At 71.6% G+C, this 25569-nt stretch carries 23 protein-coding genes; 5 read left to right on the top strand and 18 right to left on the bottom strand.

The window, feature by feature from the left end:
* Positions 1-12 precede the first annotated feature (12 nt).
* Both ACIA3K_RS02650 and ACIA3K_RS02645 read left to right on the top strand, forming a co-directional pair.
* Entirely contained in the window at positions 13-822 is an 810-nt protein-coding gene (locus ACIA3K_RS02650; RefSeq protein WP_396798693.1) for an alpha/beta fold hydrolase, read from the top strand.
* A gap of 75 nt (positions 823-897) precedes the next feature.
* Positions 898-1572 carry a maleylpyruvate isomerase N-terminal domain-containing protein gene (locus ACIA3K_RS02645; RefSeq protein ID WP_396798692.1) on the top strand — a complete coding sequence of 225 codons (675 nt, stop codon included), beginning with the start codon at positions 898-900 and terminating at the stop codon, positions 1570-1572.
* A gap of 319 nt (positions 1573-1891) precedes the next feature.
* Here ACIA3K_RS02645 and ACIA3K_RS02640 read toward each other — a convergent pair whose 3' ends face one another.
* Positions 1892-2344 (bottom strand): hypothetical protein, encoded by a 453-nt coding sequence (locus tag ACIA3K_RS02640; RefSeq protein ID WP_396798691.1) that lies wholly within the window; start codon positions 2342-2344, stop codon positions 1892-1894.
* Positions 2345-2501: 157 nt separating this feature from the next.
* On the opposite strand from ACIA3K_RS02640, the gene ACIA3K_RS02635 reads away from it, so the two are divergent.
* Positions 2502-4355, top strand: a complete 1854-nt coding sequence (locus ACIA3K_RS02635; RefSeq protein ID WP_396798689.1) for an adenylyl cyclase — start codon at positions 2502-2504, stop codon at positions 4353-4355.
* A 108-nt stretch (positions 4356-4463) separates the two neighbouring features.
* On the opposite strand, the gene ACIA3K_RS02630 is transcribed toward ACIA3K_RS02635, so the two are convergent.
* The 6 genes from ACIA3K_RS02630 to ACIA3K_RS02605 form a co-directional block, all read right to left on the bottom strand.
* The gene (locus tag ACIA3K_RS02630) at positions 4464-5930 is read right to left on the bottom strand and encodes an acyltransferase family protein (protein ID WP_396798687.1); all 1467 of its coding nucleotides are present in this window, start codon (positions 5928-5930) and stop codon (positions 4464-4466) included.
* Between the two features lie 130 nt (positions 5931-6060).
* Complete coding sequence (wecB, locus tag ACIA3K_RS02625) at positions 6061-7218, bottom strand: non-hydrolyzing UDP-N-acetylglucosamine 2-epimerase (protein ID WP_396798685.1); 1158 nt, start codon at positions 7216-7218, stop codon at positions 6061-6063.
* Positions 7219-7224: 6 nt separating this feature from the next.
* The gene (locus ACIA3K_RS02620) at positions 7225-8088 is read right to left on the bottom strand and encodes a choice-of-anchor P family protein (protein ID WP_396798683.1); all 864 of its coding nucleotides are present in this window, start codon (positions 8086-8088) and stop codon (positions 7225-7227) included.
* Positions 8089-8094: 6 nt separating this feature from the next.
* Entirely contained in the window at positions 8095-9672 is a 1578-nt protein-coding gene (locus tag ACIA3K_RS02615; RefSeq protein WP_396798682.1) for a glycosyltransferase family 2 protein, read from the bottom strand.
* The gene (locus tag ACIA3K_RS02610; protein WP_396798681.1) at positions 9662-10207 is read right to left on the bottom strand and encodes a hypothetical protein; all 546 of its coding nucleotides are present in this window, start codon (positions 10205-10207) and stop codon (positions 9662-9664) included. The genes ACIA3K_RS02615 and ACIA3K_RS02610 overlap by 11 nt, the downstream gene beginning before the upstream one ends.
* On the bottom strand, positions 10204-10353 hold the full coding sequence (locus tag ACIA3K_RS02605; RefSeq protein ID WP_396798679.1) for a peptidase: 150 nt from the start codon (positions 10351-10353) through the stop codon (positions 10204-10206). The genes ACIA3K_RS02610 and ACIA3K_RS02605 overlap by 4 nt, the downstream gene beginning before the upstream one ends.
* A 188-nt stretch (positions 10354-10541) precedes the next feature.
* Between ACIA3K_RS02605 and ACIA3K_RS02600 the strand changes: the two genes are divergently transcribed.
* Both ACIA3K_RS02600 and ACIA3K_RS02595 read left to right on the top strand, forming a co-directional pair.
* The gene (locus tag ACIA3K_RS02600) at positions 10542-11594 is read left to right on the top strand and encodes an LCP family protein (RefSeq protein ID WP_396798677.1); all 1053 of its coding nucleotides are present in this window, start codon (positions 10542-10544) and stop codon (positions 11592-11594) included.
* Between the two features lie 134 nt (positions 11595-11728).
* On the top strand, positions 11729-12187 hold the full coding sequence (locus ACIA3K_RS02595; RefSeq protein WP_396798675.1) for an ankyrin repeat domain-containing protein: 459 nt from the start codon (positions 11729-11731) through the stop codon (positions 12185-12187).
* A gap of 81 nt (positions 12188-12268) precedes the next feature.
* On the opposite strand, the gene ACIA3K_RS02590 is transcribed toward ACIA3K_RS02595, so the two are convergent.
* The 11 genes from ACIA3K_RS02590 to ACIA3K_RS02540 form a co-directional block, all read right to left on the bottom strand.
* The gene (locus ACIA3K_RS02590) at positions 12269-13132 is read right to left on the bottom strand and encodes a TylF/MycF family methyltransferase (RefSeq protein WP_396798673.1); all 864 of its coding nucleotides are present in this window, start codon (positions 13130-13132) and stop codon (positions 12269-12271) included.
* An 87-nt stretch (positions 13133-13219) separates the two neighbouring features.
* Positions 13220-15145: a hypothetical protein gene (locus ACIA3K_RS02585; protein ID WP_396798671.1), complete on the bottom strand. Its 1926-nt coding sequence runs from the start codon at positions 15143-15145 to the stop codon at positions 13220-13222.
* Complete coding sequence (locus ACIA3K_RS02580) at positions 15145-16344, bottom strand: glycosyltransferase family 4 protein (protein ID WP_396798669.1); 1200 nt, start codon at positions 16342-16344, stop codon at positions 15145-15147. The genes ACIA3K_RS02585 and ACIA3K_RS02580 overlap by 1 nt, the downstream gene beginning before the upstream one ends.
* On the bottom strand, positions 16344-17291 hold the full coding sequence (locus ACIA3K_RS02575) for a glycosyltransferase family 2 protein (RefSeq protein WP_396798667.1): 948 nt from the start codon (positions 17289-17291) through the stop codon (positions 16344-16346). The genes ACIA3K_RS02580 and ACIA3K_RS02575 overlap by 1 nt, the downstream gene beginning before the upstream one ends.
* Complete coding sequence (locus ACIA3K_RS02570) at positions 17288-18604, bottom strand: hypothetical protein (RefSeq protein WP_396798666.1); 1317 nt, start codon at positions 18602-18604, stop codon at positions 17288-17290. Before ACIA3K_RS02570 ends, ACIA3K_RS02575 begins: the two co-directional genes overlap by 4 nt.
* Positions 18601-19761 carry a glycosyltransferase gene (locus ACIA3K_RS02565; protein ID WP_396798664.1) on the bottom strand — a complete coding sequence of 387 codons (1161 nt, stop codon included), beginning with the start codon at positions 19759-19761 and terminating at the stop codon, positions 18601-18603. The genes ACIA3K_RS02570 and ACIA3K_RS02565 overlap by 4 nt, the downstream gene beginning before the upstream one ends.
* Positions 19754-21061, bottom strand: a complete 1308-nt coding sequence (locus tag ACIA3K_RS02560; protein ID WP_396798663.1) for a glycosyltransferase family 2 protein — start codon at positions 21059-21061, stop codon at positions 19754-19756. Before ACIA3K_RS02560 ends, ACIA3K_RS02565 begins: the two co-directional genes overlap by 8 nt.
* Positions 21061-21912 (bottom strand): class I SAM-dependent methyltransferase, encoded by an 852-nt coding sequence (locus ACIA3K_RS02555; protein ID WP_396798662.1) that lies wholly within the window; start codon positions 21910-21912, stop codon positions 21061-21063. The genes ACIA3K_RS02560 and ACIA3K_RS02555 overlap by 1 nt, the downstream gene beginning before the upstream one ends.
* Positions 21909-22760, bottom strand: coding sequence for a class I SAM-dependent methyltransferase (locus ACIA3K_RS02550; protein ID WP_396798661.1), 852 nt, complete (start codon positions 22758-22760; stop codon positions 21909-21911). Before ACIA3K_RS02550 ends, ACIA3K_RS02555 begins: the two co-directional genes overlap by 4 nt.
* The gene (locus tag ACIA3K_RS02545; RefSeq protein ID WP_396798660.1) at positions 22757-24322 is read right to left on the bottom strand and encodes a lipopolysaccharide biosynthesis protein; all 1566 of its coding nucleotides are present in this window, start codon (positions 24320-24322) and stop codon (positions 22757-22759) included. Before ACIA3K_RS02545 ends, ACIA3K_RS02550 begins: the two co-directional genes overlap by 4 nt.
* Positions 24315-25418 (bottom strand): sugar transferase, encoded by a 1104-nt coding sequence (locus tag ACIA3K_RS02540; protein WP_396798659.1) that lies wholly within the window; start codon positions 25416-25418, stop codon positions 24315-24317. The genes ACIA3K_RS02545 and ACIA3K_RS02540 overlap by 8 nt, the downstream gene beginning before the upstream one ends.
* Positions 25419-25569 lie beyond the last annotated feature (151 nt).

The raw sequence follows: 25569 nt of genomic DNA, 5'->3' as shown, positions 1-25569 counted from the left end.
CACCGTGTGGGCATGGACATCTACCACGAGATCCACGGCGCCGGCGAGGGTCGGCCACTGCTGCTCATCCACGGCGCGCTCTCCGGCATCGGCACCTCGTTCGGCACGATCCTGCCGCTCCTCGCCCGGTCCCGGCGGGTGATCGCCGTGGAGTTGCAGGCGCACGGCCACACCCCGGACGTCGACCGTCCACTGACCGTCGAGCACTTCGCCGTCGACGTGGTCGAGCTGCTCGACCGCCTCGGTGTCGCCCGGGCCGACGTGTACGGGTGGAGCATGGGCGCGGCGGTGGCGCTGCGCCTCGGCACCGACCACGCCGACCGGGTGGGGCGGCTGGTGCTCGCCTCGGTGAGCTTCGACGACGCGGGCCTGCACCCCGGGCTGCTCGACGGCATCCAGGACCTGCGACCGGAGCACCTGCACGGGTCGGAGTTCCACGACGAGTACCTGCGGACCGCCCCGGACCCGGCCGGCTGGGCCAACCTGGTCACCAAGATGAAGGTGCTGGACGCGAACCTGCCCCGCTGGACGCCCGAGCAGATCGCGGCCCTGTCCGTACCCACCATGCTCGTGTTGGCCGACGCCGACATCGTCCAGCCCGAACACGCGGTACGGATGTTCCGGCTGCTCGGCGGCGCGGTAGCCGGCGACCTGACCGGCCTGCCGTCGTGCCGCCTGGCCATCCTGCCGGGCACCACCCACACGACGATCCCGCACCGCGCCGACTGGCTGGCCCCGATGATCGACGAGTTCCTCGACGACCCCACCCCCGCCCCGTCCCCCGTTCCTCCCCGCGATCTTGCACTTTCTGTGGCGGCATAAGGCGTGAAAGCCGCACAACGCCGACAGAAAGTGCAAGATCGCGGGGAGGTGGGTGGGCGGGGCAGGATGGGGGGCGTGAACGGGGCTGTTCTGTCGGTGATGGGTGGCGAGATCGACGCGTTTGCCGGTGCGCTGGCTCGGGTGCCGGCGTTGGGGTGGGAGCGGCCGACGCGCTGCGATCCGTGGCGGGTACGCGACGTGGTGGGGCACGTCATCGTCGTACTCTCGCGGGTCCCGGACATGGTGGCCGCGCCCGCTCCCGAGCGGGCGGTGACCACCGCGGCGGGCTACTACCGCGCGGACGGGCGGTTCAGCGACGACACGAACGACGAGCGGGTACGGACGGCGCAGCGCCGCGCGGCCGACCCGGACGCGGTCACGCTGGTGCGGGATCTCGCGGACACTGGGCGGACCGTGGTCGAGGTGTGCCGCGGGGAGCCAGCCGACCGGGTGGTCCGGACCCGGCACGGCGACCCGATGCTGCTGTCGGAATTCCTGACGACCCGCCTCGTCGAGGTGGTCCTGCACGGCCTCGACGTCGCCGACGCGGTACCCCGGGAGCCGTGGCTCACCCCGGCCGCCATCGAACACCTGCTGCTTCTACTCTTCGGCCCGCAGTGGCGGGTCGCGGTCGACGCCACCGGAGACCCGATCACCCTCCTACGCAAGGCGACCGGACGCGCGCCCGCCACCGCCGACGAGCGCCGCGCCCTGGACCACCTGGGCCTGCGCCCCCTGACCCTGGCCTGACCTCCCACCGAGCCTCCGGACCGGGCGGCACCGGGCCTCCGGCCCCAGGCAGCACCGGGCCTCCGGCCCCCAGGTAGCACCGGGCCTCCGGCCCCCAGGTAGCACCGGGCCTCCGGCCCCCAGGTAGCACCGGGCCTCCGGCCCCCAGGTAGCACCGGGCCTTCGGCCCCCAGGTAGCACCGGGCCTTCGGCCCCCAGGTAGCACCGGGCCTTCGGCCCCCAGGCAGCAGCTTCGGGGATGGTGCTGCCTCCGGCGCGTCTCAGGCAGCAACATCCCTGAAGTTGTGACGAGACTGAACGCGGCACGCGGCACGCGGCACTAGGAGGTGGCGCGGCGGCGGACTCTGGTCAGCATCCGGCGTACGCCGAGCACGTGGCCGCCGGAGCGCAGCAGCAGTTGCCCGTAGAGGCCGCCGGCCAGGCCGGGGAAGACCGCTCGGGTCTTTGCCCGCAGGCGGGTCCGTCCCGGCTCGACCGGTTCGACGTGGAAACTCAGCGCGTACGTCGAGAACCGGTGGCTGCCCCGCAGCGTCAGCTCCCGGGCGGGGTGCGCGGTGGCCACGTGGAAGCCGGGGAGGGTCGAGCCCTCGGCGAGGGGCCGTGGCCCGGACGCGACGGGGTCGGCGGCGCGCACCAGGCGGGCGTACGCGCTCACGGCGGTCCCGTCGAACGTCTCCTGCACCACGTGCAGTAGGTGCGGCCAGATGTCGTGCGGTTCGGCCGCGATCACGATGGCGTGTTCGTCCACCTCGGGCAACGAGTCGATCCGCATGGGCGCCTCCCCGCGTTCCGGTCCATTCTCGCCTCCACCGTGGACATCGTCGACCGGGGCGATGGCGTACGGGGCGTCGAGCGGGTAGAAACGGGGTCAGAGAGCGCTCTCACCGTCGAGTGCGCCCATGGTCCGCCCAGTCGATAGGACGAACCACATGACGAGCCCGTCCCGACGTACCTTCACCCTTGCCCTGCTGGTGACCGCCGCCGTCAGCGTGAGCGGCACCGCGGCCAGCGCCGGCCGCCCGACGCACAGCGCACCCGATTTCGGGCCGAACGTGACCATCTTCGACCCGTCCACGCCGGTCGGGGAGATCCAGCAGACCCTCGACGCCGCGCACGCCCGACAGGTCGACAACGAGATGGGCACCGAGCGGCACGCGTACCTCTTCAAGCCGGGCAACTACGGCACGGCCGAGCAGCCGTTGCAGGCGAAGGTCGGCTACTACACCGAGGTCGCCGGCCTCGGCGCGTCCCCCACCGACGTCGCCGTCAACGGCAAGATCGAGGTCTACAACCGTTGCCTCGCCGACGGCGGCACCGGCAACTGCCTCGCCCTTGTCAACTTCTGGCGCACCCTGTCGAACCTCTCGCTCACCGTCAACGCCGCCGGCCAGGACGGCTGCCGCTCGACGGCGAACTTCTGGGCGGTGTCCCAGGCGGTCTCGATGCGCCGGCTCAACATCACCGGCGGCGGGCTGTCCCTGATGGACTACTGCACGGCCGGCCCGCAGTACGCCAGCGGCGGCTTCATCGCCGACTCCCGGCTGCCCGCCACCACCAACGGCTCCCAGCAGCAGTGGCTCACCCGCAACAGCGAGGTCGCCGGGTGGTCCAACGCGGTGTGGAACCAGGTGTTCGCGGGCGTCGAGGGCGCCCCGGACGACGCGACCTTCCCCGACCCGCCGTACACCACCCTCGACACGACCCCGGTGAGCCGGGAGAAGCCCTACCTGTTCGTGGACGCCAAGGGCCACTACAACGTGCGGGTGCCGGCCGCGCAGCGCGACAGCCGGGGCGTCTCGTGGGCGAACGGCATGACCCCCGGACGGACCATCGGCATCGACGACTTCTTCATCGCGAAGCCGTCCGACCCGGTCCGCGTGATCAACGCGCAGCTCGCGCGCGGCAAGCACCTGCTGCTCACCCCCGGCGTCTACGACATCGCCCGCAGCATCGAGATCCGGCGGGCCAACACGGTGGTGCTCGGCATCGGCCACGCCACCCTCACCGCCGTGAACGGCGCCGTCCCGCTGGACGTCGCGAACGTCCCCGGTGTCATCGTCGCGGGCGTCACGATCGACGCCGGTACGGTCGAGTCGCCGGTGCTGCTGCGGGTGGGCCGGCAGCACGGCAACGACGCCAGCAGCGCGGCCAACCCCACCACGCTGTCCGACGTGTACTTCCGGGTCGGCGGCCCGCACATCGGCCGGACGAACACCGCCCTGGAGGTCAACAGCGACAACGTGCTCATCGACCACACCTGGGTGTGGCGCGGCGACCACGGCGTCGAGGGCTTCACCGAGGGCGTCAACGGTGACACCGACCGCTGGCGCACCAACACCGGTCGGTACGGCGCGGTCATCAACGGCGACAACGTGACCGCCACCGGCCTCTTCGTCGAGCACTTCCAGCGCTACAACACCGTCTGGAACGGCGAGCACGGCACCACGGTCCTCTACCAGAACGAGCTGCCGTACGACCCGCCGACGCAGGCCGACTGGATGAACGGCCCGGTCGAGGGCTACGCCGGCTACAAGGTCGGCGACCGGGTACGCCACCACGATCTCTACGGCGGTGGGGTGTACGTGTTCAACCAGAACAACCCGTCGATCCACACCGAGAACGGGTTCGAGGTGCCGAACCGGCCGGGTGTGCGGCTGCACCACATCATGACCGTCAACCTCAGCGCCGGCACGATCGACCACGTCGTCAACGGTGTCGGCGACGCGGCCGACATGACGAAGGTCGGCGTGCCGGTCTACCTCGCGCAGTACCCGGCTTCGTAGCCCGGACGTGGCAGCGAGGGCCGGAGCCGACGTGCGGCTCCGGCCCTCGGTCCGTTCAGTACCGGTCCGGCCGTACCTCGTGAGAAGGGCCAGGGCCCACCGGCGACGTCACGGGGTCGACGTCACCGTGGCGCTCTGCTCGGGCGGCGTGGGTGCGGAGGTGCCGGGCAGGCTCGCCGGGTTTGGCAGGGGCACCGTCGTGGCCTTGACCGGTGGGACCAGGAACGTCAGGTCCGTCGTACCGGGCCGGGTGGGACGGCGCAGCGCGGGCCTTGCCTTTGGGGTCTGTTGCGTCGAGCGGCCGTGCCGGCCACCCGCCTGGTGCCGGCCGGTCGACGGACGCGCCACGGCGCTGGTGGCGCCGGCCGTGCCGGCGACCCGCTGCGGGCGTTGCCGGGCGACCTGCTTGGCGACCCGGTGCCGTGCGCGACCGCTGCCGGTCTTGAACCCGAGCGCCGGGCGCTCCACCAGGTGCCAGGAGAGGGCGGCGAACAGGAGGCTGCCGAGCAGGCTCAGCACGATGTAACCGAGGATCCCGAACCGGTTACCGCCGAGCAGGGCGATCATCTGCTGTACCGGGAAGCCGTAGATGTAGATGCCGTATGTGTAGTCGTGCCGGCGGCTGACGCGGGACCACCGCTTCGGCAGCGCGACCGCTGCGAACAGCACCAGGTAGGCGAATGCCGGAAGACCGACTGCGAAGAATCCGCCCAGCCACAACGAGCCGACCAGCGTGACGGCGGCCAGCACGGCCAATGTCGAGTTCATCGGAACCCGGTGCGCGTACAGGCGGGCGGCGGCGCCCAGCAGGAACAGGAAACCGAGCATCAACGTCCAGTCGGCGGCGAAGGCCCCGATCAGCGGGAACGGCCCGACCGCGCCGTGCTGGGGCGGCCGGGAGCTCCAGCCGGGCGCCGCGAAGAAGTCCGCCAGGATCAGCGCGTAGCAACCGCCGGTCAGCACGAGCACCGCGCGGGGAGCACGGTGCAGCACCGAGGTCACCATGAGGACGGCGACGACGGCGTAGAGCGCCAGGTCGTACCGGAGTGTCCACAGTGATCCGTCGAACGCGCTCGGCCCGCCGGCGATCTGCCCGTACGGGGTGTCGGCCAGAAGCCCGGAGATGGGGAACTGCTCCATCGAGGCGGCGATATTGGTCAGGACGTAGTCGAGCGGGCCCTCCGGGTGCCCCCAGAACCCGTCGAGGTTGCCGTTCTCGTAGAGCGCGGCCAGCGGGGCGAAGACGAACGCGGTGACCAGCAGGCAGACCCACAGTCCCGGGAAGACGCGCAGCGCGCGGGCGCGGACGTACTGCCGGAGTGTGGAGCGCAACGCGCTGTCGGTGATGAGGAAGCCGGAGATCAGGAAGAATCCGTACAGGCACAGGGTGCCGAGGTCGCTCTGCCGGCCGAACGTCGCCGCCCCGATGTTCGCCCTGCCGAAGCCGAGCGGCCCGGCGTGCGCGATGATCACGCCACAGGCCATCGCCAGTCGGAGTACGCCAAAGGCGTTGTGCTGGGCCGAGAATCTGCCCTGCAGGGTCAGGGACTGTTGCCCGTTCAAAACCGCCTGCACCTGACGACTCCCTCTGGTCGCTGATGTGTCGGGGACTCCGACCGGAAACGCTGCCGATCGATGGACCAATTATCAGGCGACGAAGGAGATTTGTCCCGAATTTTAGAGGATTGTCCGTTTCGCTGATCCGTCAGATCACCGTGGCGACCGCCCTGCGCGACTGTGTGACCGGTCGAGCCGGTGCGTCCAGGAGCCGTACCATGGCGGTGACGCAACGCTCGGCCGCCCGCCCGTCGCCGAACGGCGAGCCGACCGCCGGTACGCGACCCAGAGCGAGGTGTCGGAGCCCGGCCGACAGGAGCAGTTCCGGATCGGTGCCGACCAACTCACCCCGACCTGCCGCGAGTGCCTCCGGACGTTCGGTGGTGTCCCTGGTGACCAGCAGCGGCACCCCCAGGGTGGCAGCTTCCTCCTGAAGTCCGCCGGAGTCCGTGACGACCAGGTCGGCGCTGCGCAGCAGCCCGATCATCTGTGGGTAGGCCAGCGGTGGGGTGACCCGCGCGTTGGCGACGCCCGCGAGGCCCGCACCGACCTCCGCGCTCAGGCGCGGATTCGGGTGGGAGACCATCACGACCTGGACCTCCGGGCACCGCCGTGCCAGGCGGCGAAGCCCGTCCATCGTGGCCGCCACCCCCTGGCCCCAGTTCTCCCGACGGTGGGCGGTGGCCACCACCAGCTTGCGGGTCGGGTCGACCCAGGGCGGTGGCTGGGCCAGGCCGCGGTCGACGAGGTCCTCGAGCGCGTCCACGACCGTGTTGCCGGTCACCGTGATCGCGTCGGCATGGATGCCCTCGTCCAGGAGGTTCGCCCTGGCCTCTGGCGTGGGCGCCAGGTGCAGCGCGGCGATCCGGGCGAGCATCGCCCGGTTGGCCTCCTCCGGGAACGGCCGGTCCAGGTTGTTGGTCCGCAGGCCGGCTTCCAGGTGGACGACCGGGATGCGTCGCCAGAACGCGGCCGTCCCGCCGGCCAGGGCGGTCGTGGTGTCCCCCTGCACCACGACCGCCGCTGGGCGGTGGTGTGCGAACAGGTCGTCGATCCCCGTGATGAGCGCCGCCGCCAACTCCGCAAGCGAGCCGGTGCGACGCTGCGGTCGCAGGCTCACCTCCGGGCGGAGACCGAACGGGGTGAGTGCCTCGGTGACGCGTCCCGGCTGTTGACCGGTGTCCGCCACCCGCACCGTGAACCTCGGATCGTCGAGGAGACGGCGGATCAGAGGCGCGGTCTTCACTCCCTCCGGCCTGGTGCCGGCGAGGATCAGAACCTCTCGTGTCGACCTGTTCGCACACATGGTGGGTCAGCTCCTGGCCGCCGCGCGGCGACGCCGGTAGAGCGAGAACCCGCCGGTGGTGCCGGCCGCGAGCGCGCCGATACCGAGTGCGAGCGGTGCCCCGGCGAGCGGGATCACCGGGATGGGCGGTGCGACCGCGTTGGCCCCGCAGCTCGACGTGCCGATGGTCACGCCCGCGAGCGCTCCGCCGAGCGCCGTCAGGTTCAGCGCGGTGACGGTGAGCTGACCCACGCCCGAGCTGGTCTGGTTGTTGAGCGTGAGGTCGATCAGCCCTGGCACGCTCAGCCCGGTGTTCGGCAACGGGTTGGCCGGCAGGTTGAGCAGGGTCGTCTCGATGCCCAGGAGGGTCGAGGTGATCCGGGCGTTGACTAGTGTCGTCGTGCCGGTCGCCGACGGGCTGCTGGTGGCGGTGCACGACGAGTAGATGGCGTCGGCCACCAGCGCGATCGTGGCGAGACCGTTGGTGCCGAGGTTGAGGTTCACCGCGGCGCCGGGCGTGACGAGGCACGACCCGCCGGCACCGATGGTCACGGTGCCGCCCACGCCGAGCACGCCGGCGCAGGCCGCCGAGGTGCCATCGTTGAAGGCCCGGACGTTCTGGGCCAGCACGCCGGCGGTGATGACGGTCTGACCGCCGAGCACGGCCAGCGGGGGACTCTGGTTACCGGAGATCGACTCGGTGGTGCCGTCGTTGGTGGCCGACGCGGTGCCGGAGCTCGCGAAGCCTCCGCCGAGCAGGCTGATCTGCAGCGCGGACGCCGACGACTGGGAGGTGTCGGCCATCGCCGGGGAGGCCGCCAGGACGGCCATGGCGAGGCCACCGGCCAGCACCGCAGCGGTACGGGCGAGACCGGATCTGACTCGTGGCATAGATGACTACTTTCTGACGTGGGCGGTTGTGGGGCGGTCTGTGGTGGGGGTGGTGAGGTGCGCGAGGTGGCTCAGGTGCCGGGGCGGCCTGATCGAGCGCGGCTCGTTCGTGCGGCGGCCGGGCCGGCGTGCCGGGAGCAGGGGGCGTGGCTGGGTGGGCACGGCCGCCGTGCCCACGGCGGCTGACGTCGCCGCCGCGACCGCCTGCACGGACACCCGGCCCACGGCCCGTACGGGGGCCGGATCGGGCTTCGGGTCGGCGGCCCGGGCGGTCTTCTGCCAGTCGGTGCGGGCGGTCACCATGCGGGCGAAGGCCAGCCAGACGGCGAGCGACTGGGCGTAGCTGTACAGCCAGTGGCAGACGCCGAGCAGCAACGCCCTGCCCACCGACAACTGCGGCTCGCACCGGGCGCGGTAGACGATGCCCCACAGGGCGAACGGCCCGACACCGAAGACGAGCACCAGCGGGGGTACGCCCCAGCCACCGCTGCTCCACCAGCCGCTCAGTCCACCGGCCGTGTGGTCGATGTAGTAGGTCATCACCAGCAGGCAGGCGAGATAGACAGGCGTGCCGAGCAGTTGGGTCCACGGTGCGGCCAGGAAGTGGGCGATCTCCAACGTCGCGGAGTTGCGGATTCGGGGGGAGCGCAGCACCTTGCCCAGATATCGGCCGCACTGCATCGACCCCTGGGCCCAGCGGGTCCGCTGTCGTACGAGCGGCCGGATCCGGGTCAACGCCTCCTGGGCCACCCAACTCTCGGCGCAGTACTCGGTACGCCCTCCGGCCAGCAGGATGTGCAGGCCCAGCTCGAAGTCCTCCAGCAGTGCGCCGTGCCACGGTGTGCCGTGCTCGGCGGCGATGTCGTTGAGCAGCGACAGTCGGGTGAACTGGCCGTTGCCGCCCATCGCCACGCTGCCGGTATGTCGACGCAGGGACTGCATGGCGGCGATCGGCGCCCGGAACTCCATGTCCTGTAGCCGGATCAGCAGCCGTCCCCACCGGCTGATCTCGGTCGCCGGGGCGTACCGACGGGGTGCGCACTGGAGCATCCGTACCTCGACCTGCACGGCGCCGACGTCGTCCGAGCCGAAGTACTGTCGGCCGGACAGGGCGACGGCCCCTTGCGGGTCGAGTCGGCTGTCCGCGTCCAGGACGCCGACGATCACCCGGCTGCGGTCGATGTCGGCCGGCAGCGACTGCTCGATACACCGCCAGGCGGCGTTCAGCGCGGCGCCCTTGCCCTGCCGCGCGTCCGGCAGCTGACGCCGGATGACGTGCACCCGGGGCTGGTCGGCGAACGCGGCCAGTTCGGCGAGCGTGCCGTCGTCGGAGGCGTCGTCGACGCACCAGACGGTCACCTCTGGGAAGTCGCCGAGCAGCCGCCGCAGCGTGTCGCCGATGACGGACGCCTCGTTGCGACACGGCACGATGACGTGCCAGTCGAAGCCGTCCGGGCTGCCGCCCCGGCTACGTCGGGTCTTCAAATGGAAGACCAGGATGCTCAGCACGTACGCGCAGAAGCTGACGCAGAGCAGGAACGCCGCGGTGTTGAGCAACGCGAGGGTCTGGGTCTCAGCGGACACCGGCGACCGCCCCCCGCATGCGCGTGGTCCGGCTGACCAGGACGATGAACAGGATCGCCACGGCGATCAGACCGGCCGTCGTGATCACGGATCCGATCAGCACGTGGCTGCGCTCGTAGCCGAGCCGAAAGCCCCAGGTCTGCATCGAGACCACGACCGCGGCGAGTCGTACCTGGTTCACCGTGACCAGCAGCAGCGTGGCGATTCCCAGGGCGTTCAGTCCACGGAACATCGAGATGCGCCGGAACCCGACGAGCGTCGAGGCCAGCACGATCGGCGGTATCAGCAACATGGCGACCGAACATCCACTGGAGACCATGAAGCCGACCCAGCGCTCGTCGAGCGGGAAGATGACCGCCGCGCCGATCGACCTGGTTTGCGCCAGGCCGACGGCGTCGACCAGGCGGGCGTTCAGCCAGGCCTCGCCGCTGGCGATGTCGTGCCAGCGCCACAGGGTGGCGGCGGCCACGGCGACGCCGAACAGGATGCCTGTCGCCGCGCGCAGCCACGCTCCCCAGGTGGAGGAACCTGTCATCGCTCACGGCCCAGCATGGCGACGAACCACAGCGCCAGGCCGAGCACGACCAGGCCGATCCCGACCAGCAACCAGGACTGGACGGCAACCCCGGTGGCCGCCAGCCCTCCGCCGATGTGTGGACCCTTGGTAGGTCTTCCGTACATGGCCAACCCCCTCGTGAACTCGAAGGTCAGGATGGCATCGCCAGAATCGGGCAAACAGGATTAAAAGCCATAGAAACCCTAAAGAGTGATTAAATACCCATGGTGTGGGTGACGCCGCAACGGTCTGGCGGCATCCCTTGCGCCGCAACAGATTTGATGTCCCGACAGGTGGTGCAGAGGTGGTCAAGATGGTGACCGGATCTCCCGGCAGGATGGGCCCGCCGGCACCGTCCCGATGGCGGGCCATGGCGGGCTGGCAGAAGGCCATGGTCGCGTTGATCGCGATCTTCGCGGTGCTCTGCGCGGGCGTCGTCACGGTCGGCTTCGGTCTGAAGCACCGGTACGAGAGCCGGGTGCAGCGCGAGGACATCCTCGGTCAGGGCACCGGTCCGCGCGACGAGCGCCGCTGGAAGTCGGGACCCCTCAACCTGCTGCTGCTCGGGTCGGACTCCCGCGACGGTGAGCCGGATCAGGCGTTATACCCGGGGCAACGCTCGGACACCATCATGCTGGTGCACGTCAACGCCGCCCGGGACGCGGCCACCATCGTCTCGATTCCCCGGGACAGCTACGTCGACGTTCCCGCCGCCGGAACGGTGTGGTCCGGCGGGCTCAACAAGATCAACGCCGCGTTCGCCTTCGGCGGCGCCGCGCTGGCCGCCGAGACGGTCGCCAAGCTCACCGGCCTACCCCTGGACGGGGTACTGGTGGCCAACTTCGCCGCCGTCCGCAAGCTCGTGGACGCGGTGGGCACCATCAACGTCTGCCTCCCGTACGCGGTCACCTCCTCGGACACGAAAGTCACCTGGACCGCCGGCTGCCACGACCTGGACGGCAGGGCGGCCGACGACCTGATGCGGCAGCGGCACGGCGTGCCCGGCGGCGACTTCGGGCGCATCTACGACCAGCAGCTGGTGGTCCGTGCCCTCGCGGAGCGGATCAGCGCGACGAGTCTGCTCACCAACCCGACCCGACTCGACCGGGTGCTCACCACGGCGGCCGAGTCGCTGGTCGTCGACCGTGACCTCGACCTGGCCGACCTCGCTCTCGCGGTGCGCCGGGTCCGACCCGAGACCGTCCAGTTCGTCACGGCCCCCTTCAGCGACGCCAACCTCCAGACCCCGGCCGGGTCCGCGGTACGGCTGGACGAGGTGAAGGCCCCGGCGCTCTTCGCGGCCGTCCGCGAGGACCGTGTCGCGCAGTGGCTCGCGGCCAACCCGCAGACGGCGCCAGCCAACTGAGCCGCGCCGCGAGCCGCGCGGCCCGACAGAACCAACGGGGTACGACGAGAGGCGCGGAAACTGGCGGTCGGCCCTGATCTGGCAGCGTCACGCGGTCTGGTGCGACATCAACCAACTTGCCTACCCTGACGACCGTGAACAAGCGACGGCGAAGAAAGCTCGCCAAGCGCCTGATGGAGGCGGTGCTCCACGAAGACGTAGCGGCCGCCAGCGCCCTCCTGCGCGTCGGAGCGGACCCCAACGCGGCCGACCGCGAGGGCACGACCCCGCTCTACCAGGCATCCGTGCATGGCTCGGTCGATCTCGTGCGGCTTCTCCTTGCCGCCGGCGCTACGCCGGACACCGAAAGCGGGCACGGCCAGGAGGGAACGCCCCTGTGCGCTGCCGCGGCCTGGGGATACACCGATGTCGTGCAAGAACTTCTCGCCCGCGACGCCGACCCGAACCTTCGCGAGGATCGAGGGACCGGCTACTCGCCACTCGACTGGGCGCTACGAGGCGACCATCTACAAACGGCAGATCTGCTCATGACCGCTGGTGCCGACTCCGCCGCCGCTGACGCCCGAAACACGCCCTTGACGAGTAGTTCCTGACCTGCTGCGGCGGACGCGGTTGTGAGCGGTATACCTCAGAGTCGTACTCGTACCTCTGAGGTATACCGCTCGACAGCAGATCTAGCGCGACCGCTGCCAGTAGCGGCACGTCCAGTCGACCTGGTGCAGCTCGTCCTCGATGCCGTGTTCGGCACGGAAGTCGTCGACGGCCTGCTTGCATCCGCGTACGGCGTGGTAGTCGTCGATGATCACGTACCCGCCGACCGACAGCTTCGGATAGAGCGAGCGCAGCGCCACCATCGTCGAGTCGTAGAGGTCCCCGTCGAGACGCATCACCGCCAGGCGTTCCACCGGCGCGGTGGGCAGGGTGTCCGAGAACCAGCCCTTGAGGAAGCGGACCTGGTCGTCGAGGAGCCCGTACCGTTCGAAGTTCGCCTGCACCTGCTCCTGCGACACGGCCAGGAAGGGCACCTGCCACAGCGCGTCCTCGACGTCCTCGACCCGCCGGGGGTCCGGCTTCGGCAGGCCGCGGAACGAGTCGGCGACCCACACCGTGCGGTCCCGATCGCCGTAGGCGCGCAGCATGCCGCGCATGAAGATGGTCGCGCCGCCCCGCCAGACCCCGGTCTCGATCAGGTCGCCGGGCACGCCCTTGTCCAGCACGTCCGCGATGCACCGCTCCAGGTTGTCCAACCGGCGCAGACCGATCATCGTGTCGGCCTCCGGTGGCCAGTCCCGGCCGTTGGCCCGTGCCTCCGCGTCGAACGGGAACTGGAGCACCAGCTCCAGCCCCTTGCGTTGCAGCAGATGCCGGCCGCGCTGGTAGAGCCTGCCGTGCAGAGAACCCCGGCGGGGCTGGTAGGGCATCCACGTCTCGCGGAAGACGTACCTGGTCAACGCCTTCTTGAGCAGGTCGCAGTAGAGCGCGCGGGGGTCGTCCAGCATCGGGTCGGACGACTGTGTCGGTGCCACCATCTCACTCATCGGCAATCTCCTTGTCGGTGTCTCGGATCGGCAGTTGGGCGGTCCGCCCACGGTGTGCGGTCAGCCGTTCGTCGGGTATGCCAGTCATCAGCCCCAGCGTTCGCCGTCGCCGACAGCCACCGCGCGGCGCAGGACGATGGCCGTCGAGGCGGGCCGACCCGTAGCCGGCCGCGCGGGTGTCAGCACTTCCTGCCCGAAGGCCGGCCACCGCTGCGCGCAGTCGGGGGCCGACGCCTGCGGGGACGACGGCGCGGGGACCTCGCTCGCGGCCGACCGCCAGGTCGTCTCGGGCCGCGCCAGTGGACGGCCGAGGACGCTCACCCCGGCGGCGCTGCCCGGGGCGGGTGAGTCGTCCGCCGGCGCGGGCCGGGCGGGGGGAGTCGGCGCCGGCTCGGGGCGTTCCGGGACGTCCGTCACCACCGGATTGGGCTCGGTGATGGCGTCCTCGATGCGGGTCGGCGCGACCGGGGTCGGGACGCGACGCGTGCCCGGCGTCGGCCGTTCCACGGCGGTGCCCTCGACCGTCTTGCCACTGCCGGGGGGGCGTACGGATCCGCCGGTGTCCCCGGTCTGCCGGCGGTGCCGCCCACCGGTGCTGGCGGAGGAGTCCTCGACGAGCGCGCTGACCAGTTCGCGGATGACAGCGCCCGATCGCGCTGACGGCAGCGACAGGGTGTCGTGGACCGGGTCCGGTGTGGTGGTGGGGTGCTGGCCGGCCACGCGCTGGTCCACGCGCGACTCCGCGCCGATCACCACGACCCCGGCCAGCGGAAGGCCGAGCCGCTGGACGAGCCGGCCTGCCCGGGTGCTGTCGTCGAGGTTCGTCCGGCCGGCGCGGACGACCAGCAACACACCGTCCGCGTGCGGGGCGAAGGCCGAGATCTCCCGTCCGGCCAGGATCGGCGGCGCGTGCACGAGCACGCAGTCCTCGTCCTCGCCCAACGTGCTGAGGAGTCCGCCCAACTCGTTGAGTGACTGCGTGTCGGACCCCTCGCGGGGTTCGGCCGGCAGCACGGTCAGGGTGGGGTAGTCGACCAGGCGCACCGGAGCGCGGTTGTGCGTCAGCACCTGCTGCCACGTGTACGGCGCCTGTGGGAAGTGACCGGAGAGCACCGGGTCCCGTACCGATCCATCGACGAGCGTGGCACGGCAGTGCTCGTCGGCCATGCCGAGACCGAGCAGTGCGGTCACCAACGCCTTGCCGTCGTCGTCGTGGGCGCTGGTGACCAGCAGTCGCCGACGCGGGAGCGGAGCGGTGAGCACGCTGAGCGTCGAGATCGTGGCGCGTACGGCGTCGACGACGTCCGTGCGCCTGTACAGCGCGGAGGCGTGATGGCGGGAAAATCGGCGTGGCAGCTTCGGCAGCACCCCGAGGACCGGCAGGCCCAGGCGCGCCTCGATCTGCCCCACGTCGCGCAGCCGGCTGTCGAACCGGTCGCGCAGGAGGGTCACGCCCCACCCGGCGAGCAGGCCGGCGAGAGCCCCGAGCACGCCGTTCAACAACGGCTTCGGGAACGCGGGCGTGACAGGTGCGCTGGCGGTGTCCAGCACCCGCGCCCTGATGCTCGTGGAACCGCCCATGTCCAACTGGCTGAGCCGTTCGCTGGCGGCACGGGAGGCCGCGTTCGCGATGGCGGCGGCCTGGGCGCCGGAGCCGGCGCTCGCGTGCACGGTGATGATCTGGAGACCGAGTTCGTACTCACCGCTGACGTGGCCGAGCACCGCGTGCTCCGGCAGTCGCAGCGTGCGTGCCGCCTCGATCGCGACCTCCCGCGACCCGACGAGTCGGGCGATGGTGGGTGTGAGGTTCTGCGCGAGCGCCAGATCCGCCGGCCGGCTCTCGTCGGGCTGGTCCGCGCTGACCAACACGGACGCCTCGGCCTCGTAGCGCGCCGGCAGGAGTTGGGTGACCCCCTGGGCGGCGGCCAGGCCTGCGCACAGGCCGATCAGGGGTACGCCCACCCGGCGCCAGGAGACACCGAGCAGACCTTTCACATCTATCGACGCGCTCATCAGGCGATCGCCTCTCTCGTTGGTTGCCCGGCATCGGTGGGCGGTGTGCGATGGGAGCGGGTGGGCGACAGCAGCCCGCGCCACGTCGTGCAGAGGGTGTCGGCGATGCGGTCCCAGCCGAACTCGGTGCCGGCCCGGCGCAGGCCGTGGTTGGCCAGCGTGCCGGCGAGGGGGAGGTCGTCGCGCAGTTGCGCGAGGCGGGCCGCCAGCGCGGTGACGTCGCCGGCGGGGAAGACGAGACCGGCGTCGCCCACCACGTGCGGGATCTCGCCGACGTCGCTGCCCACGACCGGTACGCCGCAGGCCATGGCCTCGACCAGCACCCGCCCGAACTGTTCGCGCAGCGGGATGCCGATCCACGGCAGCGTGTTGCGCTGCACCACCTCGACCGACGGCATCGCCAGCGCGTCCATCTGGTTCAGCAACCCGGGTAGCTCGGCGTGCCCCGCCCAACCGTGCCGGTGCACCCGGCCGGGTCGTCGCGCGGCCGCCCGTTCGATCTCGCCGTGCAGGCTGCCGTCCCCGACCAGCGAGACGTCGCAGTCGATCAGCTCGGCGGCGCGCAGCAGGTCGGTCACACCCTTGTGCGGCTCGAACCGCCCGACGAACCCGACCGTGAACGGGCGCATCGCCGGATCGGTGGGCAGTGGGCGGAAGACCCGGGTGTCGACACCGAGCGGCACGATCGTGGCCGGACCCCGGTATCCCTTGACCCGCAGCACGTGCAGCGCTGCGGGCGTGATCGGGAAGGCGTGGTCGACGGACAGGTACGACTGCCGCTCGATGCGGGGGAACGGCGCCGGAAATCGGGTCACCACGTTCTGCGCGGCGTACAGGGTGGTGGGCACGCCGGCCCAGCAGCGTTGCCGCAGCCGCAGGGCCTGCCAGGTGGTGAAGTAGGCGGCCTCGCCGATGACGTGCAGGATGTCGGGGCGCGCGGCGGTCACGTCGTGGTGGCCGGGCAGCCGGAACAGCACCGAGGCCATGTGCCCGGTCAGCGACTCGCCGAGCAGGTGCGGGACGATGTGGTACCGCAGACCCAGGTGCCGTCCGGAGAGCCGGGCCAGCTCGCGTCGCGTCACGGGCGACACGTCCGCGGCGAGGACGGTCAGGGTGACGTCCGGCTGTTCACACAGGACGTCGAACAGGTCCGTCCAGTGTTCGGTGCGCTTGCCGACGACCGTGATCAGGACGTGCATCACGCTCCTCCTCTCGTCTCTCCTCGGGTGACCGCGATCCGGCCGATGCGGGTCCAGGCCCGCATTCGCGCCGTCCCGGCTCGGGGTTGCAGGGGCATCCGCACGCCCGCCAGACCGATACCGATCAGCGCGCGCAGCAGCACGGCACCGCGTACGGCGCGTAGGGTGCCAGCGCGGTGCCGGGCGAAGTACCGCAGCATGCTGCGGTACAGGTGGGGCCAGATCCAGGCCGGGTCGGAGCTGCTCGCGCCGCCGGTGTGCAGGGCGGTCACGGACGGCACGTACCGCACCTCGGCGCCGCGTCGGGCGGCTTGGAGGCACAGCTCCTCGTCCTCGTAGTACAGGAAGTAGCCCTCGTCGAGCCCGCCGACCGCCTCGAACAGGTCCCTGCGCACCGCCAGGCAGGCGCCGGAGACCCAGTCCACCGTCACCGGCTGCGATCCTCGTACGCAGGCGTCGTAGGCGGCCCGGCGCCGCCGGCCGCTGAGCAGCCGGCGGAGCGCCACCGGTGTCAGCGACCCACCGAAACGGGTGGCCAGGACCGTGCCGAGGGACTCGAACCGGTGCGCGCTGATCGCGATCCGGCCGTGCGCGTCGACGAGCCGCGGTCCCGCGATGCCCACCGACGGCCGGCTCCTGATGACCCGGACCAGCTCCGCGGCCATGCCGGGGGTGACCACGCAGTCCGGGTTGACCAGGAGTATGACGTCGGTGTCGATCCCGGCGGCGGCCCGGTTCACCGCGCTGGCGAAGCCGGTGTTGGTGGGGTTGGCGAGGACCGTCACCTCCGGGAAGCGTCGTCGGACGAGCGCGACCGTGCCGTCGGTGGAGGCGTTGTCCACCAACCGCACCGGCAGTCCCTCCTGCCGCAGCGCGCTCAGGGCGGCGACGATCTGCCGCTCCGAGTTGTGGGTCACCACCACGGCGGTGGCGTCGGTGTTTCTCATACCGTGACTCCCGTCCGGTGCACCGGACGGGGCAGGAGGGGCGCTCCTGCGAATCGTCGGAGCGGTGCGCCTTCCTGTTGTGCGGTGAGCAGGGTCAGCGCCGGCAACAGGCCTAGTTCCCAGTGCCCGTCGGTCGGCGCCGCGAAGACGGCGGCGGCCAGGAAGCCGCAGGACAGCGCCGCGAACGGCAGGGTGATTCCGTCCCGGCCGCGTAGGCCGACGCGGATGCTGCGCAGAATCGGCCAGAGGACGAACAGGAGGCCGACCAGCCCGAGGTTCGCCAGTACCGTGACGTAGAAGGCGTGGTAGACCGGCCCGACGTCGGTGAGGGTGAAGCCGGACAGGTAGACGCCGGGCGTGCTCTGTCCGAGGCCGGCGCCGACCAGCGGCTGGTCGGCGAAGACGCCCAGGCCCACCGACGACTCCGCACCCCGGTAGCCGGCCGACTGCTCCACGCCCTTGGCGATCTCGCCGGCCCGGTCCCGTACCCCCGGTTGCAGGGCGAGGACCGCCGCCACCGCGACCGCGGCGGCGGCGGTCGCGGCCAGCCCGGTGCGGACGGCCCGACCACCACGGACCAGCATGACCAGCAGGGTCAGTGTGGCGGCGAGCCAGATTCCCCGGTACGACGCCAGGAGGACGTCGACGGCGAAGAACCCGGCGAGCAGGAGGACGCCGTTGCGACGCCATCCCCGCAGTCGACCGGCGGCCCAGATCAGCGGGGGGATCGCCATGAGGGTGATGAGTCCGCCGTGCCGGCCCGGCGTGGTGACCGAGAGGGCGGTGAAGGTGGCCGCCAGCACCACGTACAGGATCCCGGCCGCCAGGATCCGACGGGCCGTGGTCAGGGTGTGGGTCGCGACGAAGAAGTACACCGGGATCGTGGCCATCTGGTACGCGGCGACCAGCACCTCCTCGGGCGCGTTACCGACGGCCAGGCCGTAGAGCGCGGCCACGACGGTCAACCCGACGAGGAGCAGCATGCCCACGTCGGCGCGGGTACGCCGGGTCGGCCCCTCCACCCGCAGCCAGTGCCGTACGGCCAGCGCCGCGCCGCCGACGGCCAGCAGCAGCACCTTCACCGCGATGAATCCCCGTACGTCACCACCGCTGAGCACGGCGCCGATCACCGCGCCGCCGATGATGCCGACCGGCAGCACCGCCCAGGGCCAGAGCAGGAACACGCCACCGGCGAGCACTCCGGCGGCGGCGGCGAGGCCGACCGGCCCGGGTAGCAGGGTGACCACGGTGACCAGCGCGCCCAGCCCGGCGCCGCCGAGCAGCACGGTCGGTGCGACGATCGGCACTCTCATCGCGGCAACCCCGCCAGCAGTGAGCGCAGCCGTACGCCCCGGACCGACCAGCTGTTGCGGGCGGCGACCGCCCGACGTCGGGCCACCTGTTCGGGCGTGCCGGCGTCGTCCAGCGCAGCGCCGATGGCGGCGGCGAAGCCCGCCGCGTCGTCGGCGAGAGCGATGACGTCGGCGAGCGCCCGCAGCGCTGGCAGCGGTGTCGCGACGACGGGCTTGCCGAGGGCGAGGTACTCGTAGCACTTCTTCGGGTGCACGTAGTCGACGAGGCTACCGACCCGGTAGGGGATGACGGTGACGTCGCAGGCCCGCAGAATGTTCGGCACCTCGGCGAAGCCGACGGCGTCCACCATCTGCACGTTGGACAGGTGCAGCAGCGGTGCTCGGCCGGCACGGGTGGACGGTCCGATCAGCACGAAGGTCCACTCGGGGTGTGCCCGGGCGACCTCGGCGACCAGCTCCGCGTCGAACGCGCGGGTGTCGACCGCCCCGCTGTAGCCGATCAGTGGCCGGCGCAGCCCGGCCAACCAGGGCGCGACCGGGCCGTCCGGCGAGAAGTGCTCCGGGTCGCAGCCGTTGGCAAGCACCACCGGCGCGGGGTCGACGGCGGGCATCCGTTCGGGTAGCGCGCTGGACGAGGCGAGCACGAGGTCGGCCGCGCCGACGGCGGAGTGCAGCGCCCGGCGCAGGTGCCGTCGGTTCCAGGGTCGCGTGAACGTCCAGTCCAGGTCGGTGGCGTCGTACACGACGGCGGACGCGTCGAGGCGGGCGGCGACCGGCGCGGCCAGGTCCTCGTCCAGCCACAGCAGTCGTACCGAATCGGCGTGCCGGCGGAACCAGCGACGGAGCCGCAGCGCGGCGAACCAGCGGTTGACCCGGTTGACCGGCGGTACGTGCCGGCCGAGCGGCAGCAGCGCCGGCCCGGCGCACTGCCACAGGCCGTCGGCCACCCGCCGGACGCGCAGCCGCCAGCGGGGGAGGTGCCCGGCGGGATCGACGAAGAGCACCCGGTGGTCGACGGTCAGCTCGCGCGCCAGCGCGTGCTGCCGGTGGGCGCCGTTCGCCCACGGGGTGCCGCTGAAGACGACCACCCAGTCCCGGTCGTCGGTGACCGTCGGGTCGGCCGGTGCCACCGGTCGGCGGGCCGTGCGCTCAGCCACGACCCGACCGTTCCATCGGCCGGGGCGCGGCGGCGGGCAGCACCTCGTCCTCACCGAGCCGGCCCAGCACCGGACACGCGCGCTCGTCGTCGAGCCGCAGCAGGCGTGCGCCGGCCTGCCGGTCCAGCCAGCCACGCAGCACGCTGGCCGCGACCCGCCGGTTGATCCAGTTGACCGGCCGCAGCGCGTCACCCAGCGGCAGCGCCGTCGGCGCGACCGCCCGCCAGGCCGTCGAGCCGATCGGGGTCATCTCACACCGCCAGCGGGGACGACGGCCCGGCGGCTCGACGAAGAGCAACCGTTGCCCGGGCGCCAACTGGCTCGACACCGCCTGGTGCCGTTCGACCGACCAGCGGTCGCGGCTGAACAGCACCACCCAGTCGCGGGTGTCGCCGTCGGGCAGCGGACCGACGTCGCCGCGCAGCGCGGCGAGCAGGTCGGTCATTCCGAGCTGTACGGGGTGGCCAAGGAGCCGCTTGACGAGGTGGTCGAGGACCAGGGCGACCTGGAACACCGCCATCCGGTGCCGGGGCTGGGTGGTCCGCAGGTAGGTGACCATGCTGCCCAGCAGGTGTCGGAAGCGGATGGCTGGTCCGAGAAGCCGGCAGGAAGCGCCCCGGGTGTGCGTCACCACCGCGTCCGGGATCATCCAGAGCTGGTGTCCGGCCTGTTCGAGTTGCCGGGCGAGGATGGCGTCGTTCCAGTAGACCGGGAACGCCTCGTCGAAGATGGTCTGCCGTCCGAGCACCGCACGGCGCAGCAGCATGCAGCTTCCCGAGGCGAGTTGCCGGGGGCGGCTGAAGTCCTCCCCGCGCATCTGGAACCGGTGCAGTGCCTGGCGGAACCCGGGCATGCGGCGCAGCGCGGTGACGAGCGCGATGGTGGCCGCGAAACTGGGCTGCTGGACGTAGTGCTGCTGGAACGTGCCGTCCGGGTTGAGGTACAGCGGGCTGACCCCGGCGACGTCCGGCCGCTCCCGCAGGTGCTCGATCATCCGGGTCAGCGCGCCCGGGTGGAAGCGGACGTCGCTGTTGAGCAGCAGGACCAACTGTCCGGTCGAGCGGCGGTACGCCTGATTGACGGCGGCGGCGAAGCCGGTGTTGTGGCTGTTACGGATCAGGCGGACCCGGGGTTGGTCGGCGAGCATTTCGGCGGAGCCGTCCGAGGAGCCGTTGTCCACGGCCACCACCTCGTAGTCGAGGTCGGCGGGGGCGGTCGCGGCCAGCGACTCCAGGCACTGCCGGGTCTGTTCGCGCGTGTTCCAACTGATCAGCAGGACGGACAGCAGTGGGGCGCCCATCACGACACGCTCCGGTCGTCCCGCCGGGCGACGATCCGCAGCAGGTCACCCTGGCGCGGGTGCGTCACCCGGGGCGAACCGCAGGCGGCGACGTCGGCGACCAGGAGATTGCGCGCGTTACGCAACCGGGCTGCCGGCCGCCAGTAGAACCGCGAGAAGACCGTGTCGTGCGCGATGACCCGGAAGCCGGTCTCCACCAACATCCGGCTGAGGGTGTCCGGGGTGAAGTGCCACCGGTGGTACGCCGGGGCGATGGCGGGCCAGTCGGTGCCGAGTCGTTGGGCGGCGGCGGAGGCGATGTTGGGTACTTCGAGGGCGAGCCAGCCGCCGGGGGTGAGGGCGGTGTGGGCGGCGTGCAGGAAGGCGCGGGGGTCCTGGACGTGTTCGAGGACGTGGAAGGCGCAGATGGTGTCGGCGGTGAGGGTGGGTGCGATGGTTTCGAAGTAGCCCTGGCGTACGGGCATGTGGAGGTGGTCGTGGGCGTAGGTGGCGGCGGCGTGGCTGACTTCGATGCCGGTGGCGTTGATGCCGGCGTGGTGGGCGGCTTCGAGGAAGTAGCCGCCGGCGCAGCCGGCTTCGATCAGAGTGGTGGGTCGGACGGCGGAGAGCAGCCAGCGCAGCCGCCGCTTCGCCTCGAACCGGCGTTGCGCGGCGGAGGCGAAGTACTCCTGGTATCCGTCGGTGGTGTAGTACGCCTCGTCGTACAACTCCTCCGGGTCCGGCGCGTCGCCGGCCGTCCATACGAAGCCGCAGTCGGCGCAGCTCCACAGCAGGTCGCCCAACGTCGGCGAGTGACCCCCGGCGCGGCCGCAGAGCCGGCACCGGACCAGCTCGATCCCATCCAGTTTCATCGGATACTCCGTCCGGTTCGTGGCGTCCGGGCGATCACCCGGAGCAGGTCGCCGAGGCGTGGGTGAGTCAGCCGCGGCGAGCGGAGGCCCATCAGGTCGGCGGGGAACAGGTGGCGTGCGTGCCGCAGCCGGTACCGCAGCGGCATGTAGTAGCGGAAGACCGTGGTGTCCTGCCGGACCACCTGGAAGCCGGCGTCGGTGATCAGCCGGACCAGCGTGGCGGGGGTGAAGTGCCAGCGGTGGTAGCGCGGTTGCAGACCCGGCCAGTCGGTGCCGAGTCGTTGGGCGGCGGCGGAGGCGATGTTGGGTACTTCGAGGGCGAGCCAGCCGCCGGGGGTGAGGGCGGTGTGTGCGGCGTGCAGGAAGGCGCGGGGGTCTTGGACGTGTTCGAGGACGTGGAAGGCGCAGATGGTGTCGGCGGTGAGGGTGGGTGCGATGGTTTCGAAGTAGCCCTGGCGTACGGGCATGTGGAGGTGGTCGTGGGCGTAGGTGGCGGCGGCGTGGCTGACTTCGATGCCGGTGGCGTTGATGCCGGCGTGGTGGGCGGCTTCGAGGAAGTAGCCGCCGGCGCAGCCGGCTTCGATCAGAGTGGTGGGTCGGACGGCGGAGAGCAGCCAGCGCAGCCGGCGGGCCGCCTCGAACCGGCGCGGTCCGGCCCGGAAGTAGTCGTCATAGCCCCCGTCGGCGAAGTAGTCCTCGTCGTAGCGGCTGTCCGCCTCGGCCTGCTCCTGGGCGGTCCAGGCGAACCCGCAGGCCGCGCAGCGGCGGAGCAGCCCACCGAGTTCGGGTCGGTGGTCCTGCCGCGGTCCACAGACGAGGCACCGGGCGGTACGGCGGTCCACACTCATCGCGGTCCGCCCGCGGTCGGGGACAGGATGGCGGCGGGAGCGCGCAGGAGCCGGTGCAGCCGCATCCGGTCACCCGCGCTGACGTGTCCGCCGATGACCAGCAGGACGGCGGCGACGAGCAGGGTCAGACCCGCGCGGCTGGAGACGGCGAGAGCGGCGTCGAGTCGCCCCGGGCCGTCCGGCAGGTATCGGCTCGCCGCGCTGACGACCAGTCCGGCCCCGACCGCCACGGCGATCGGCGGCCAGATCGCCTGTGCCAGCGGCATCAGCCGCCGGGCCGTCGCCGCGTGGAAGTGGACCAGGAAGTACGCGGTGCTGAGCACCACGGCCAGGGCTGTCGACAGTGGTACGCCCAGAGGCCCGCACCACCAGATCAGCGGCACCGTGAGGGCCAGGTTGAGCACGACGGAGAGCAGCACGTACCGCGTCTCCAGCCCGGGTCGGCCCTCGGCGCGGGCCACGACGGTTGTCGCCCCGCTGATCAGGTTGAGGGCGTAGGCGGGCGTGAGCACGAGGATGTTGACCGTGGCCCAGGTGACCTGGTGTCCCAGCCAGAGCCGGACCAGCGGGTCGGCGCTGACCATCAGGGCCGCGGCGGCCGGCGCGAGGAACAGGGCCAGGTAACGGGTGGCCGCCAGGTGGAACCGGTCCGCCCAGTCGGTGCCGCGGCTGACCGAGCGGGCGACCGCCGCGGGGAACAGCACGACCAGGGCGAGACTCGGCGGTAGGCGCAGCAGATTGAGCAGGCGGCTGCCCAGGTCGAAATCGCCGGCGACGGCCGGACCGAAGACGCCGCCGAGGATGAGGCGGTCGAGTTCCACGTTGACCATGCCCGCGCCGGTGGACACCTGCACCCGCATGCCGTACCCGCCGACCCGGCGTACGTCGCGTCGGTGCAGACGTCCCCAGCGCGGAGACAGCTCCGGACGCTGCCGGTGGGTGGCGCCCGCGAGCAGGAGGGTACGGATCGCGCCGGTGGCGGCGGCGGACGCGGCCAGCGCCACCAGGCCGCCGCCGAGGCGTACCACCAGGATCGCCAGTGCCGCGCCGAGCACGGCGGTGCCGGCGCTGATCGCCGCGAGCGACCCGTACCGCTGGCCGCCTTCGAGCACGGCACGCCACGGCAGCTCGACGGCGCCGGCCACCAGACCGAGGACCAGCCAGAGCGTCGCGTGCCACGCCTCGTCGGCGAGGTCGCCCAGGCCCAGCAGCCCGGTGATCCACGACCAGCAGATGCCGAGCACGCCCACGGTGAGCAGACCGAGCAGCACGGCCCAACCGAGCGTCAACCCCTGCAGCCGGCGCACCAGATCGCGGTCCGCCGCGCTGACCGCCTTGGCCACCTCGCGCACCAACGTGGAGCCGAGTCCGAGATCGATCAGCGCGGCCATCGTCAGCAGACCGGTCAGCACGATCCAGACGCCGAACTCCCGGGGTCCGAGGCTCTGGTAGACGACCGGCACCGAGACCAGCCCGGACACCGCCATGACCACCCGCGCGCCCAGCATGCTGGCCGTGTTTCGGGTGACCCGGGTGTCGACCGCGTCGGTGGCACTACCCACGGGGGAACCCCCGGAACAGCTCGACGACGGTCAGCAGCAGCAGGGCCAGGTCGACCCGCATGGAGCGGCAGTTGAGGTAGAGCAGGTCGCAGCGGAGCTTGTCCTCCACGGTGGCCGCGTAGCCGCCGGTGAGTTGCGCGATGCCGGTCAGGCCCGGGCGGATCAGGTGCCGCAGGTCGTAGTGCGGCAGGCGTTCGAAGCCGGCGATGAACTCCGGGCGCTCCGGGCGCGGACCGACCAGGCTCATCTCGCCGCGGACGACGTTCCACAGTTGGGGGAGTTCGTCCAGGCGGGAGCGTCGGAGCCAGCGTCCGACCCGGGTGATCCGGGCGTCGTCCGGCTGGGCGAGGACGGGACCGGTGGCCTGTTCCGCGCCGACCCGCATGGTCCGGAACTTGACCAGCCGGAACAGCCGGCCGCCCGCGCCGACGCGTTGCTGGAGGTAGAACGGCGGCCCGGTGAACGACACCACGGCGGCGATCAGCGCGATCAGCGGGAGCACCACGACGGCGCTGAGCAGGATCGCGCCCAGGTCGAAGGCCCGCTTGAGTCGTTCGTGCCGGGGGCGGCCCGCGCCGGAGCCCAGCCGGATCCAGGGCAGCCCGCCGAAACGGGCCATGGCGGGCGCGCGCAGCAGGCCGTAGACCGGTCGTGCCAGCACCAGGATCTCGACGCCGGCGCTCAGGCAAACGCTCATGAGGCGCTCGTCGATGCTCTCCAGGGAGTGCTTGAGCAGCAGGAGTCGGGGGCGGAGACAGGCCAGGGCCGCCGTCACGTCCTCGGCGCGCGACGGCATCGGGAGTCGGGCGGCGACGTCGAACTCCTCGTCGAGCCGGTCGGGCACGGGGGCCACGTCGTTCGGCTCGATGACCACCACGCGTACCCGCCGGTTGCCCTGATCCGGCCGTGGGGCCCGCTCGCGCCGTTCGGCGCGGTGGACGGGCACCTGGTGGACTCCCGCCGGTGACCTCGGCGCCGGACCGACACCGATCGAGACCTCGGCGCGGTCGAGCGACGCCGGAGAGTGGCCCGCACGGATGGGACCCCGGGTCTTCCTCAACGCGTCGACCTCCTCGGTCAGGGACTCGCAGGGCATGCCAGCCAGCACCCCGGGAGCAAGTGTCAAGGACAAAAACCCCAACAGGGTCAAAACGGCAAAAAAAGGATTCTTGGGACGAACGTGCCTATATGACGGCAACCTGGGTGAGGAGAGGTTCCCTTACAGGCGTTCTAGGCCAGCGCCGTTG

This window comes from Micromonospora sp. NPDC051543, from assembly GCF_044454415.1.
Taxonomy (GTDB): Bacteria; Actinomycetota; Actinomycetes; order Mycobacteriales; family Micromonosporaceae; genus Micromonospora.
Note: the sequence above shows the minus strand (reverse complement) of the source record. Positions and strands in the feature narration are given on the sequence as shown.